Annotated in this window: 12 protein-coding genes and 2 pseudogenes; 6 read left to right on the forward strand and 8 right to left on the reverse strand. The window is 46.3% G+C overall.

The window, feature by feature from the left end; genetic code table 11:
* Positions 1-174: 174 nt before the first annotated feature.
* Entirely contained in the window at positions 175-1,458 is a 1,284-nt protein-coding gene (locus AB8818_RS07495) for a putative acyl-CoA thioester hydrolase (protein ID WP_192982858.1), read from the forward strand.
* A 52-nt stretch (positions 1,459-1,510) separates the two neighbouring features.
* On the opposite strand, the gene tisB is transcribed toward AB8818_RS07495, so the two are convergent.
* The gene (gene tisB, locus AB8818_RS07500; protein ID WP_023332440.1) at positions 1,511-1,600 is read right to left on the reverse strand and encodes a type I toxin-antitoxin system toxin TisB; all 90 of its coding nucleotides are present in this window, start codon (positions 1,598-1,600) and stop codon (positions 1,511-1,513) included.
* A gap of 442 nt (positions 1,601-2,042) precedes the next feature.
* Positions 2,043-3,038: a 6-phosphogluconolactonase gene (gene pgl, locus AB8818_RS07505; RefSeq protein WP_116343354.1), complete on the reverse strand. Its 996-nt coding sequence runs from the start codon at positions 3,036-3,038 to the stop codon at positions 2,043-2,045.
* Positions 3,039-3,178: 140 nt separating this feature from the next.
* On the opposite strand from pgl, the gene AB8818_RS07510 reads away from it, so the two are divergent.
* The 4 genes from AB8818_RS07510 to AB8818_RS07525 all read left to right on the forward strand — a co-directional run bounded on the left by AB8818_RS07510 (position 3,179) and on the right by AB8818_RS07525 (position 6,192).
* Positions 3,179-3,490, forward strand: a complete 312-nt coding sequence (locus AB8818_RS07510) for an HAD-IIB family hydrolase (protein WP_226857749.1) — start codon at positions 3,179-3,181, stop codon at positions 3,488-3,490.
* A gap of 199 nt (positions 3,491-3,689) precedes the next feature.
* Positions 3,690-4,520 (forward strand): pyridoxal phosphatase, encoded by an 831-nt coding sequence (locus AB8818_RS07515; RefSeq protein WP_166710487.1) that lies wholly within the window; start codon positions 3,690-3,692, stop codon positions 4,518-4,520.
* 84 nt (positions 4,521-4,604) lie between these two features.
* Complete coding sequence (locus AB8818_RS07520; protein WP_166710485.1) at positions 4,605-4,814, forward strand: hypothetical protein; 210 nt, start codon at positions 4,605-4,607, stop codon at positions 4,812-4,814.
* A gap of 136 nt (positions 4,815-4,950) precedes the next feature.
* Entirely contained in the window at positions 4,951-6,192 is a 1,242-nt protein-coding gene (locus tag AB8818_RS07525) for a P-loop NTPase fold protein (RefSeq protein ID WP_316387301.1), read from the forward strand.
* Positions 6,193-6,489: 297 nt separating this feature from the next.
* Here the strand turns inward: AB8818_RS07525 and AB8818_RS07530 are convergent.
* The 5 genes and pseudogenes from AB8818_RS07530 to AB8818_RS07550 form a co-directional block, all read right to left on the reverse strand.
* Positions 6,490-7,601, reverse strand: a pseudogene (locus AB8818_RS07530) (IS3 family transposase).
* Positions 7,602-7,826: 225 nt separating this feature from the next.
* Entirely contained in the window at positions 7,827-8,219 is a 393-nt protein-coding gene (locus AB8818_RS07535; RefSeq protein ID WP_243865729.1) for a hypothetical protein, read from the reverse strand.
* The gene (locus AB8818_RS07540; protein WP_166710481.1) at positions 8,216-9,619 is read right to left on the reverse strand and encodes a PAAR domain-containing protein; all 1,404 of its coding nucleotides are present in this window, start codon (positions 9,617-9,619) and stop codon (positions 8,216-8,218) included. Before AB8818_RS07540 ends, AB8818_RS07535 begins: the two co-directional genes overlap by 4 nt.
* Before the next feature lie 10 nt (positions 9,620-9,629).
* Entirely contained in the window at positions 9,630-10,340 is a 711-nt protein-coding gene (locus AB8818_RS07545; RefSeq protein WP_192983918.1) for a hypothetical protein, read from the reverse strand.
* A gap of 183 nt (positions 10,341-10,523) precedes the next feature.
* Positions 10,524-10,796 carry a hypothetical protein gene (locus AB8818_RS07550; RefSeq protein ID WP_166710479.1) on the reverse strand — a complete coding sequence of 91 codons (273 nt, stop codon included), beginning with the start codon at positions 10,794-10,796 and terminating at the stop codon, positions 10,524-10,526.
* Between the two features lie 117 nt (positions 10,797-10,913).
* On the opposite strand from AB8818_RS07550, the pseudogene AB8818_RS07555 reads away from it, so the two are divergent.
* A pseudogene (locus tag AB8818_RS07555) lies at positions 10,914-11,396 on the forward strand (pyridoxal phosphatase); the annotation flags it as partial.
* Here AB8818_RS07555 and modC read toward each other — a convergent pair.
* Positions 11,397-12,455 (reverse strand): molybdenum ABC transporter ATP-binding protein ModC, encoded by a 1,059-nt coding sequence (gene modC, locus AB8818_RS07560; RefSeq protein ID WP_116343352.1) that lies wholly within the window; start codon positions 12,453-12,455, stop codon positions 11,397-11,399.
* Position 12,456: the final 1 nt, after the last annotated feature.

Consider the following 12,456-nt stretch of genomic DNA (forward strand, 5'->3'; position numbering starts at 1 on the left):
CTGCTGTCAACCGCCTTGAGGGAAAATGTTATTTATTTGTGATGACTTTCCCGTCACCTCATGGCAAAAAATGCAACTTTTACCCTTTTTATCTTCCCGTTTCGCTCAACTTAGTATAAAAAAGCAGGCTATTTCGTCTATCCCGTAAAGACTTGCATACCCAGGAGCTTCACCTTGAACATTTCCAGGATTTCCCGTCTGGCGTTAGCGCTCGCCTTTGGCGTGACATTATCCGCATGCAGTTCAACACCACCGGATCAGCGACCTTCTGAGCAGGTAGCGCCCGGTACCGCTTCCCGCCCGATTTTGTCCGCAGATGAAGCGAAGAACTTCGACCGTGCCCACTACTTCTCGGCAATGGATCCTAACGCCGCGCCGTGGACACCGTCTTCAATTAACCTGCCAAAACAGCCTGACTTCGTGGTTGGCCCGGCGGGTGCGCAGGGCGTCACGCACACCTCCATTCAGGCTGCGGTTGACGCGGCCATTACTAAACACAGCGCGTCTCGCCAGTACATCGCGATCCTGCCGGGTGAATATGAAGGCACCGTGTATGTTCCGGCGGCCCCGGGCAGCATTACGATTTACGGTCTGGGCGAAAAAGCGCTCGACGTAAAAATTGGCCTGGCGATTGATTCCGAAATTGACAACAACACCTGGCGTCACCTGGTGAACCCGGCCGGCAAATATATGCCGGGCAAACCGGCGTGGTATATGTTTGATAACTGCCAGAGCAAGCGTTCCGCCACCGTTGGCATGATGTGCTCGGCGGTATTCTGGTCTCAAAATAACGGCCTGCAGCTGCAGAACCTGACCATCCAGAATACCCTGGGCGACAGCGTAGATGCCGGTAACCACCAGGCCGTTGCGCTGCGTAGCGATGGCGATAAGGTGCAGATTAACAACGTCAACATTCTGGGTCGTCAGAACACCTTCTTCGTGACCAACAGCGGCGTGCAGAACACCCTGCAGAATAACCGCCTGACCCGTACGCTGGTGACCAACAGCTACGTTGAAGGTGACGTGGATCTGGTGTCCGGTCGCGGCGCGGTAGTGTTTGATAACACCGATTTCCGCGTGGTGAATTCCCGTACCCAGCAGGAAGGCTACGTGTTTGCGCCAGCAACTCAGTCTAACCTGTTCTACGGCTTCCTGGCCGTGAACAGCCGCTTCAACGCGGCCGGTGACGGCGTGGCGCAGCTGGGCCGCTCTCTGGACGTGGACTCTGCCACTAACGGCCAGGTCGTTATCCGCGACAGCGTGATCAACGAAGGCTTTAACGTGGCGAAGCCGTGGGCTGATGCCGCTGTCTCCAAACGTCCGTTCTCCGGCAATACCGGTACAGTGGATGATAAAGGGAACGTGCAGCGCAACCTGAACGACGCGAACTTCAACCGCATGTGGGAATACAACAACCGCGGTCTGGGCAGTAACGTGGTCGCTGAGCCGAAGCAGTAAGATAAGAGTAAAAGGGGGATGTTAATCCCCCTTTTTACTGCGACTGGATTCGTCAGGCACCAAACTTAAGATACGCATCCAATAGTTGCATAATCGCAACCATGAGTTGCAGGAACAGAATTGCCCATTCCACACCGCTCATACGCCACTCCTTTGGTATAGAGCACTTCTCCTCTGATTTACCTTTCCGCTGCCTGTCACCAGAGGTGTGTTGGTTATGTTTTGACGTGCTCCGCAGTTTAGGCACTGTCGGCACCACCCGACAGCCAGGACTTGAAACGGATCCTGAATTGCGGAACTGCAACACATCAAACCAACGAACAGAATGATATCAGACCATTACTGTACATAAAAACAGTTAAATGGAGTTTAGGAATTTATAAAGAGAAAACAAATAAGTAACTGTTTATACTGAATATTAATATCCACCATCGTCTCATAATCTCTTTTTTTCGTTGATGATGAATTTACATCACCTTAAGCCAATATTATGATGGACGTGTTGGTTACGTTTTGATGTGCTCACCCGGCAACCACCGGGCATAAAAAACCTCGCATTCGCGAGGTTTTTTGTTTTTAGCGGCTTAGTGAGCGTTTACCACTACCCACATTGGCCCCTGGCCGACGGCGTACCGTCCTTTCTCTTCCAGCAGCCCCTGCTCGCCTTTGATTTCATACAGCGCGATGTGGTGGGATTTCTGCCCCGCCGCAATCAGGTATTTACCGCTGTGATCGATATTAAAGCCGCGCGGCTGGGTTTCCGTTGGCTGGAAACCTTCAATCGCCAGCACGCTGCCGTCTTCAGAGACGCTAAACACGGTAATCAGGCTGGAGGTACGGTCGCAGGCGTAAAGGTGGCGGCCATCCGGCGTGATGTGAATATCCGCCGCCCAGCGGGTATCGGAGAAGTCAGACGGCATCATATCCAGCGTCTGCACGCACTCAATCTGACCGTTTGGATCTTTCAGTTCCCATACGTCCACAGAGCTGTTCAGTTCATTGACGACGTAGGCATATTGCTGGTTCGGGTGGAAGACCATATGGCGAGGACCTGCGCCCTCAACGGTGGTGACCTCAGCCGGATTCTGCGCCACCAGGTGACCATCGTCGCTCAGGGTGAACAGGCAGATACGATCCTGCTTCAGCGCAGGCACCCACAGCGTGCGGTTGTCCGGAGAGATATTCGCCGAGTGACAGCCTTCCAGCCCTTCCACCACATCCACGGTATCCGTCGGAATACCATCTTCAAGTCGCGTCACGCTGACGCAGCCCGCATTATAGGAGCCGCTGAAAACGAAGTTGCCTTTACGATCGGTCGAGATGTGGGTTGGGCTGCCCGGCAAGGGCGCTTCAGCGGTGTAGGTCAGCGCGCCGTCGTCAGGAGAGATACGGTAGGCCAGCACGCGAAACTCCGGGCGCACACCCACGTACAAGAAACGTTTATCCGGGCTGATGACCATCGGTTGCACCTGGCCCGGCACATCAACAACCTGAACCAGCGTGAGCGAACCTTCTGCATTCAAGCGCCAGACGTGGATCTGCTGACTTTCAGGACTGGCGGTATAAACGGTTTGTTTCATGAATACTCCTTTCCTCACTGCACGTGAAAGTGATTATTTTTAATGGTGAATGCTGAATTTTAGCCAGGAATTTTGCAGCGATTTACTCTCGGTGTAACATCCCCTGAGACCTAAAATTCAACATTAACCCGGAAGAACAAATGACCTCGCGTGTGATTGCACTGGATTTAGACGGAACATTACTTACCCCTCAGAAAACCCTGCTCCCCTCCTCCCTTGAAGCGCTTAAACGCGCGCAGGAAGTAGGATATCAACTCCTTATCGTAACGGGTCGACATCACGTTGCCATTCATCCTTTTTATCAGGCACTGGCATTAGATACACCTGCAATTTGTTGTAATGGTACTTATTTGAATAGTGGCAGCATTGTACAAAAAAACACCCAAAACACACAGCCAATTGATTTAACTAAACAAATCCTTTCATCAAATTCACCTTGCACAACCTCATAGAAGCCGCTCTAGGGCGTTGCGGATCAAGTCCTCTTCTACAATCTGTTATGTAAAATCGCCATATGATGCTTTTAGAGCGTCTAGAATCGCAGACTGGCCCACTACTTTACACAGTCTTTACCTGCCATTCTGCTTTTTTGACCTATCGCCCATAAGGTGTACTATCGTTTTATCTATCAACTTCATATGTGTACATGAAATGACCTTTAAAGTTATTGCCCTTGATCTCGACGGCACGCTACTTACCCCACAAAAAAAAATACTCCCTGAATCCATACTGGCCCTTCAGAATGCCCGTAAATCTGGTGCAAAGGTAGTAATCGTGACCGGACGACATCATGTAGCAATCCATCCTTTCTATCAGGCGTTAGAGCTAGATACACCCGCTATATGCTGTAACGGGGCATTGCTTTACGATTACATAGGAAAACGAGTACTTACCTCTGATCCTCTACTTCCAGATCAGGCTACGCAACTTGTAAAACTGCTAGATACTCATAATGTTCATGGCTTAATGTACGCAGACGATGCAATGTTTTACAGTGAAGTAACTGGACATATTACACGTACTGAAACATGGGCTAGAACGTTACCTGAACATCAACGCCCGGTGTTCAAACTCGTTGATTCTTTAGGGGCTGCTGCTCGTGACGTAGATAAGATCTGGAAGTTCGCCCTAACTGATAGTGATATCGATAAGTTGAAAAAATTTACTCAAGTGGTTGAGAGGGAGATCGGCCTTACCTGTGAATGGTCATGGCATGATCAAGTTGATATCGCCCAAACAGGCAATAGTAAAGGTAAACGCCTTACGCAGTGGGTTGAGTCACAGTGTTTATCAATGAAGGATGTGATCGCTTTTGGCGATAACTTTAATGATGTGAGTATGCTACAAAGTGCGGGATTAGGTGTAGCAATGGGTAATGCCTCTGACGAGGTTAAAGCATGTGCAAATGTTGTGATTGGTACTAATACTGAATCTAGCATTGCTGAGGTACTTAATCAGTACTTTGAACAAGTACCTGCATAAGTAGAAAAGCCTGTACAGTTCTGTACAGGCTCTCGGAAGTTGTTTATATATTAATGTTGCGAACCCACTTTAGGGAGTAGTCAAATGACAGAAACACAGTTTGAAAAAAACTATCCTCATGATAAATTCAAATACATAAGAACTAATTTCCGTACTAAAGGAACAATGGGCCAAACTGAAATCGAAGAATACGATATCATTTCAATTGAAACCGGTGAAACAGTACTCAAGGCTACTCGAACTGAACATACCAATTTGCGTGGGCTAGATACTACAGTTAAATGGGATTGGTAATAATAAAAAAAGTAATATCAACAGGTTTTGTTCATAGTAATCTACTAATACCTTTCTGGAAGGGTATTTATTATGGAGAATTATATGCGACTTACTGTACCTGAAATAAACTGTAGCGAAGGATTTACCACCGAGAATGATATATTTAACAGAAAAAAAATTCAGCACTCAACTTGAAAATATCATTGCAAATAGCGATGATGAAAACCTTGTTATAGCCTTAAATGAAAAATGGGGAAATGGGAAAACGACCTTCCTGAAAATGTGGGAAGCAGAAATCATCAAAGATGGAAAATTCAATGTTGTTTACTTTGATGCATTTCAAAATGATTTTCAATCGGACCCTTTCATAGCTATAGCATCGCATATATATGCTAAAATAGACAATGAAAACTTAAAAGAAAAATATCTCTCCGCCACCAAAAAAGTGGCATCGGTATTATTAAAAACATCTCTTAAAATAGGTATCAGTGCACTAACATTAGGAACTGTGAAAGGTTCCGAATTCGAAAATATTGGAGATGATATTAGCTCTGCAATCAATGACCCGTTAGAAAAATATATAGAAGAAAAAATAACGCAACTTGATAAAGAGAATAACACACTTGAACACTTCCGCAGCACACTTTCTGATATTGCCGCTGAAAAAAAGTTAATATTTATTATAGATGAACTAGATCGTGCAAGACCTAATTACTCTCTTGAGTTACTTGAGAGGATAAAACATGTTTTTAATACAAAAAACATTTACTTCATCCTCTCTACCGATAAAGAACAATTTATCAAGGTAATACAAAAAACATATGGTTCCATAGATGCCAGCATGTATCTAAATAAATTTATTCATTTATGGGTTTCACTACCAAAAGATGATAATGCTGGGATGAAATCATACACACTTTCAAAATACGTCAATTATATTAATAAAAAAATATTAAGCAGAAACATTGATCTTAAACCTTCACTGGATGTGTTATCTTATCTGCTAAGAATCAATAACTTTAGTCTAAGAGATGCCGAAAGATGCTATAGCCTATTACTTCTTTGTAATACAAGCTTTGATAATGGATTAAAATGGGAGTATCAAATTGGAGTTGCTATTGCTGTATTCCTAAAACTTAAAGATGAAAGTTTACTCGTAAAAATCAAAGAGAGGACAATAACCAAAAATCATGTCATGGAGGCACTAGGTGTTACTGAACTACCGGAAGAAGACAACTATCATATCTTGTTAGCACTGAATACTGAGTATCTTACTCGCGAAGGTTACGCAAAGGCGTTAAGAGAAGATGATCAAACAATATTTCGTAGCGGTTTTGGTCAACAACCATTAACTATATCTCACGCTATAGACCTGATTTTTAACGTTCAACAATAGGAAATATCAGCTACTACCAATTAATACTAAAAGTACTTTCCATATTTCACCAAGTTGAACGATGGGAAGTACTGTACCACCTTAAGCCAGCACCCTAGCACAATAACGTAATTACATAAAATGATAAATGTGAATACTCAGTCTAAACTTTGTCAACATGTGAAACATTTACTACTTTCATCGAGTGTGATCCGGTTTTTGCTCAATCTTCTGATAGATATCGAAAGGATTCTGACAGTACTAAACTGTCAGAATCCTTTCCCTACCCCCTTCCGCTATATTGTAAATAGACCCGTTTTAGTTCCAGGCATTTTTTGAGATCCCGGCCAAATAATAGTGCTGTCGATATTCCTCCGGTGTCATATTGTTCAGTGATTCATGCGGGCGTTCACAGTTATATTCTGATAACCATTTCTCCGTGATTTCCCGCACTTCATTCAGCGTTCTGAACAGATAAAAATCGAGTATTTCTGTACGATATGTCCTGTTAAAACGCTCGATGAAAGCATTCTGCGTCGGCTTACCCGGCTGGATAAACTCCAGTTTTACTGCGTGCCTCTCAGCCCATTCAGCCAGCGCCAGAGAGATAAATTCCGGACCATTATCCATGCGCAGCATGACCGGATAGCCACGGTTTGCCGCGATCCTGTCGAGCACTCGAACCACCCGCAAAGCTGGCAGATTCAGATCGATTTCAATCGACAACGCCTCACGGTTAAAGTCATCAACGACATTGAATGTGCGAAAACGACGGCCACAGGCCAGCGCATCATGCATAAAATCGACAGACCAGCTCTGGTTCAGCGCTTCCGGCGTGGCCAGTGGTGAGGGATTGCGTACCGGCAGCCGTTGTTTGCCCTTACGGCGAAAATTCAGCTTCAGCAGACAATAAATACGGTGGAGCCTTTTGTGATTTCACGGATATCCCTGCCGTCGCAAAACCTGGTAAAGCTTCGGAAAACCATATCGCGGGTATCGTTCAGCCACCGCCTGCAATGCGGCAATAACGGGCTCATCACGTGTGGTATCCGGGCGGTAATGGTAAACCGCTCTGCTCAGATGAAGACTCCGGCAGGTCTGACGAATACTGAGTCCGAACGTCGTTATCAGATGAGTGACCAGCTCACGCTTAAAGGCTGGTTTTAAAGCTTTTTTTCGATAACGTCTTTCAGCGCCCGGTTCTCCAGGCTAAGGTCGGCAAACATCTGTTTTAGACGGCGGTTCTCGTCCTCAAGATCCTTGATTTTTTTAATATCAGAAGCTTCCATGCCACCGTATCTGGACTTCCAGTTGTAGTAGGTGGCTTCAGAGATACCGGCCTCCCGGCAGACATCTTTAACGGTTCGTCCGGCTTCAACCGACTTAATCGCAGCGATGATCTGATGCTCAGTAAAACGGGCTTTACGCATAGCGATCTCCTTCGTTGGCAGAGTGATTATGCCGGATGATCTCTAAATATGAATGGCACGATTATGCGGGATACTTACACCAGTACCTAAGCGGGTTTCGTATTCACATACAAGTAAAGCCGCTTTCGCGGCTTTTCTCAGAAAACTAAAGAATGTATATTTTACATGACAAATCAGCTAGTTATCAGTTATGCCACAAAGGACTAAGTTCTATCTGGCAGTACATTAATCAGGCTTTACTTTAAGTACAATCAACAAACAAATGAAACTTAACAATCCGATAACCAATGCAATATATTTGATATAGAACCAAGATATTTCACTGGCTTTTAGACTTTTAAAGAATGAAACTTCTTCTTCCGTCAGTGTCTTTTTTGTCGCTGGAAACTTAGGAAATATAAGAGCACTAATAAGATAGGATTCTTTATATCCCCAAAAGAAAAAGCCTCCACCTTTACCAACAGTCATGGAAAATGGTGTATATCCAAATTTTTGTTTAAACTTAGCCGCGATAAGATCGAATTTACATTCCGTAAATTTCCCATAGATAAGATAAAACGCCAGTGAAGTTACAAATATTGCAGCTAAACATATTATGATTAGATCCAATGAATTCATTTTGAACCTTCTATAACATTATAAAGGGTGTTTCCTACCTTTTCGCCCCCCCAGCCGCCAGCTTCCCCACCAACATAACCTAAAGTCCCTCCAGCGATAACAGCACAAACTAATCCACCTGTCCCAGCCGTACCAACGCCAATGGCTATACAAAGTGGAACAGCCATACCACCTGCAAGAATACCGCCACCAGTGCTACCTGCAAAACTACCTATTTCAGTGTATTTCTTTTTGGTACATTCATCTTCGCGACCAACAGAACAAGCCTCATTAATTTCATTAATAGAATGAAGGGCACTAAAGCCGATCCCTACATAGCCAACATATCTCATAGCTGCTACATATTTTGCCGCTCGTTTTATATGCGTAGCATAGCCATCAATATCACTTATTCCTGTCTCATTCCATTTATGAGTAATTGAACTTGTTGACAAGCCAAGAGCATTTTTTATTTTTGTGTACTCGCCAAATTTCATAGCCTTGTTTAGGAAACCTACTTTTAGTTCTCTTTCAAGCTCTTTAAACAATTGTGTACGTCTCACATAGAACTGTTCACCAATCAAGGCCCCTCTTGTCATGTAAGTATTTTTGTACGTTTCCTGAATTTCTTTCAGGATCTTCTCTATATTCTCGAAGTACTTTCCGACAGGATCAGCAGCAAGGCCAATGCCTTTATCAGCGATGTTGCTAAAGTTAGCTATTGTGCCATAGTGATTGTGTAAGAAGTTAGCTTCTTGATGTGTAAGCGGTTCTAATGCTGTATCAATACGTTGTTTTGCAGACTGCATATGTGCTATCTGTTCATCATCCTGCTTTTCAGGATCAACAAGAAGCATAATAGAACCCGCTTTATATTCCTTACCTTCCCCATTCAGTGAACGGTAAAGCTCTTTTGTACCTGCTGGTGAACTACCTTCGAATAAGTATCGCTCATAAGCACCAGTTTCAGCACCGAAAGGAAGTACACAGAAGCCAGCATCTACTGGTTCACGTTTAGTTTCTTCCTTATGTGGTTTTTTAGCTGTCTGGGCGTGCTGTACGGGTTCTTCCGCTTTTGTTGGTGGTGGAGCAGCTAAAGGGGCGGCAGTAACTACAGGGACAGCCTTAACCGCTTTCTTCTCCTCAACCCAATAGGAAGCATTTGGGAATGACGAAATGAAACTTGCGTTACAGGGGCATGTACTGCGGCTATGCAAGGTACCTGCTGCGGCAACTCCATGAATCGAGTAAGTGGGTATACCACCTGCGATATGGTATACCTTGCCATCTTTACCACAAGAGACTGAATCGCCATTTCTCGCGGTCGCAATCCCTCCAAAGCTGTGATTTGGGGACCCTGAAAGAATACTACCGCCGCACGTTGTTTTGTCGCCAATCCTCAAAAAATGACCAGTAGCCATAGAATCATCCTTAATGAAGTTTGTTAGCAGGTTTGGAACCATTCACTGCCAGAGAAGATACGATCCACATTTGCTTTTTGATGGAATAGGTGGATACACAGTATTGCGTTGTCGGGCTGATCATCGGTGTTGCGGTGACAAGTGCCGTTGATACAGCATTCCGGGCATGTTCTTTTATGAAGTCGAGAGGTTGAGAGTTCAGGATCTCCATTGATTCACAGTAGCTGAGAAACTCTTCATGCCAGTAACCATTCATCCCCTCAAACAGGGATTCATCGAATTTCAGGATTACCTTGTTTGTGATGGGATCTAAGCCGTCACCGATAGGGAATGATTCAGGGAATTGCAGAGTTCGGTATAGATCAGATTGAAGTATAAGGTTTCTGAAATCGTCGATTGAGAACCCAAACACAAGCATCATGCCGTAATGTGATTTATGGGCTTTCGTGTTGATCATCATCTCTGTAATGTTCAGATCAGAGAATGGGTAAATCTTCCATTCCGACGGGGTTTCTGCCTGATTCAGTACTTCAGCAGCAATTGCCGCATCAAGAATCGAAGTGTAAAGAGCCATCCCCTGAACATTGCCACCGCCAACCCACTGAGTCTCTAACCACTGAACCCCGCCATCATTTACCGTCATCCGGGCAACTGAGAAAAGTAAAGTTGGGCTGATGTAATCGTTTGTACCAGGTGCATAAAAATAAATCTTTTTGGTCATAACGTCCTGTACTCGTGTTGTTTTTTTTGACTCTAATTCTCACATTAACATTACGGTTTTGTACAGAGGTTGAGCTATTGACCTCACGTTTTTGCCACAAATACATAAAACAGGAAGTACTGAGATATCATTTAATTGCCATTAAAAAAGGCCGCTTTCGCGACCTTATGCCTGTGCTGGTAGTTATTGAGAACGATCAAGTACCATGTACGCTGGCTGGCACATGCCGCCGCGTTCCTGTAACCAGTTGTTATCAAGATCAGCTACACGCACGTCTAATCCCGAATCCACACAGTTGATTTGTAACCGTAGCCCTATAGTATCCTTCTGGATTTCTTTCAGACAAATAACTTCATTACCAATAACAAAGGGCTTTTCTGGTTTCCCATCGGGAATAGTAGCCGCTATTGTGGTTAATGGAATTATCGACAATAGTACTGACAATGTTCTTTTCATCTATTCTTTTCCTTGAAAAAAATCATTGTTTAGAACAAATTTGTGTAAGCGTTGCATTATGGTTAAATTCAGCATCAATAACTTTTATAGTGCTCTCATTCAGTACTGATAAAAAATATGTACGAGCGCCCAACCGGCCACGTGGTGCGCACCAGCAACTGGGCATTGTCCCTGCCTGAAGCGCAGCGCCCGGTCTTTACCCAGGTTTCCTCCCTGCGCCAGGCGGCCCGGGGTGTTGAGGCTATCTGGAAATTCGCCCTGACGGATGAAGACACCACCAAACTGAATACCTTCGCGAAGCACGTCGAGGAAACGCTGGGGCTGGAGTGCGAATGGTCCTGGCATGACCAGGTGGATATTGCCCGCAAGGGTAACAGCAAAGGCAAGCGCCTGACGCAGTATGTGGAATCAAAAGGCGGGTCGATGCAGGACGTGATCGCCTTCGGCGATAACTACAACGACATCAGCATGCTGGAAGCCGCCGGTACGGGCGTGGCGATGGGCAATGCCGACGACGCGGTGAAAGCGCGCGCCAACGTGGTGATTGGCGACAACACCACCGACAGCATCGCGCAGTACATTTATACCCACCTGCTGTAATCAGGCGGTGATTGAGACGCTCTTAATTTGCGCGTAAAGCCACAGGCCGGGCTTGATTGCTAACTCATCCCTGGCCCACGGGCTGATGCGCGCCCAGAGCGTCCTGCTGCCGACTTCAAGCTTCACCTCCACCTGCCCGTTATCATCAAAACACTCCGCCACTTTGGCGCGCAGAATATTGCGAATACTGGTTTGCAGCGGCGGCTGCAGCACCAGCGAGACGTCCGACGCCTGGATGCGAATTCGCAGCGCGGACTGTAACGGTTTATCGATCTTATTGACCCACAGATGCTGGTCACCCAGCGCCAGCGCGGTCATCGCGTAGTGCGGATGGTGTTCCAGAACGCTGACCTTCAGGATGCTGCTCTGCTGCTCTCTCGGTAACCAGGGGTGCATCACGCTGCTGCCCCACACCTCTTCCAGGTTGCCGAAGGCCTTCACGCTGCCCTCTTCCAGCACGAGCACTTTGTCGGCCAGATGAAGGATCTCATCCAGCGAATGGCTGACGTAGAGCATCGGAATATTAATTTCACGCGTCAGTCGCTGCAGATAAGGCAGAAGTTCGCGCTTGCGCGGTATATCGAGCGAGGCCAGCGGCTCGTCGAGCAGCAGCAGTTCGGGGGCGGTCAGCAACGCGCGGCCAATGGCCACCCGCTGTTTTTCTCCGCCGGAGAGTGAGGACGGCAGCCTGTCGAGCAGAGGCTCAATGCCTAAAAGCGTGACCAGCTTGTCAAACTGCCCGGCCATGCTTTTCGCCATGCCGTAGCGCAGGTTGCCGCGCACGCTGTAGTGCGGGAACAAGCGCGCGTCCTGGAAAACGTAGCCGATGCGGCGCTTGTCCGGTGAGAGGTAAACTTTGTTCTCCACGTCATTCAGGACGCGGTTATTCAGGACAATACGTCCTGACTGCGGGCGCGTCAGGCCGCTGATGGCGTTAATCAGAGACGTTTTTCCCGCTCCCGACACGCCGAAGACGGCAGTGATGCCGCTTGCAGGCAGCGTCTCGTTAAGCGTCAGGGTATGGTTTCCCAGCGTCTGGGTGAAATTCAGTTCCAGCATC

Origin of the sequence: Enterobacter sp. KB-280D8 (genome assembly GCF_041399405.1) — a bacterium.
GTDB lineage: Bacteria > Pseudomonadota > Gammaproteobacteria > Enterobacterales > Enterobacteriaceae > Enterobacter > Enterobacter cloacae_N.

What these genes read in the sequence shown, in the direction of transcription:
- tisB (WP_023332440.1), bottom strand. Translation starts at nt 1,600, where the DNA reads ATGAGCGGTGTGGAATGGGCAATTCTGTTCCTGCAACTCATGGTTGCG.
- AB8818_RS07535 (WP_243865729.1), bottom strand. Translation starts at nt 8,219, where the DNA reads ATGAATTCATTGGATCTAATCATAATATGTTTAGCTGCAATATTTGTA.
- AB8818_RS07510 (WP_226857749.1), top strand. Translation starts at nt 3,179, where the DNA reads ATGACCTCGCGTGTGATTGCACTGGATTTAGACGGAACATTACTTACC.
- AB8818_RS07515 (WP_166710487.1), top strand. Translation starts at nt 3,690, where the DNA reads ATGACCTTTAAAGTTATTGCCCTTGATCTCGACGGCACGCTACTTACC.
- pgl (WP_116343354.1), bottom strand. Translation starts at nt 3,038, where the DNA reads ATGAAACAAACCGTTTATACCGCCAGTCCTGAAAGTCAGCAGATCCAC.
- AB8818_RS07520 (WP_166710485.1), top strand. Translation starts at nt 4,605, where the DNA reads ATGACAGAAACACAGTTTGAAAAAAACTATCCTCATGATAAATTCAAA.
- AB8818_RS07545 (WP_192983918.1), bottom strand. Translation starts at nt 10,340, where the DNA reads ATGACCAAAAAGATTTATTTTTATGCACCTGGTACAAACGATTACATC.
- AB8818_RS07550 (WP_166710479.1), bottom strand. Translation starts at nt 10,796, where the DNA reads ATGAAAAGAACATTGTCAGTACTATTGTCGATAATTCCATTAACCACA.
- AB8818_RS07540 (WP_166710481.1), bottom strand. Translation starts at nt 9,619, where the DNA reads ATGGCTACTGGTCATTTTTTGAGGATTGGCGACAAAACAACGTGCGGC.
- AB8818_RS07525 (WP_316387301.1), top strand. Translation starts at nt 4,951, where the DNA reads ATGATATATTTAACAGAAAAAAAATTCAGCACTCAACTTGAAAATATC.
- modC (WP_116343352.1), bottom strand. Translation starts at nt 12,455, where the DNA reads ATGCTGGAACTGAATTTCACCCAGACGCTGGGAAACCATACCCTGACG.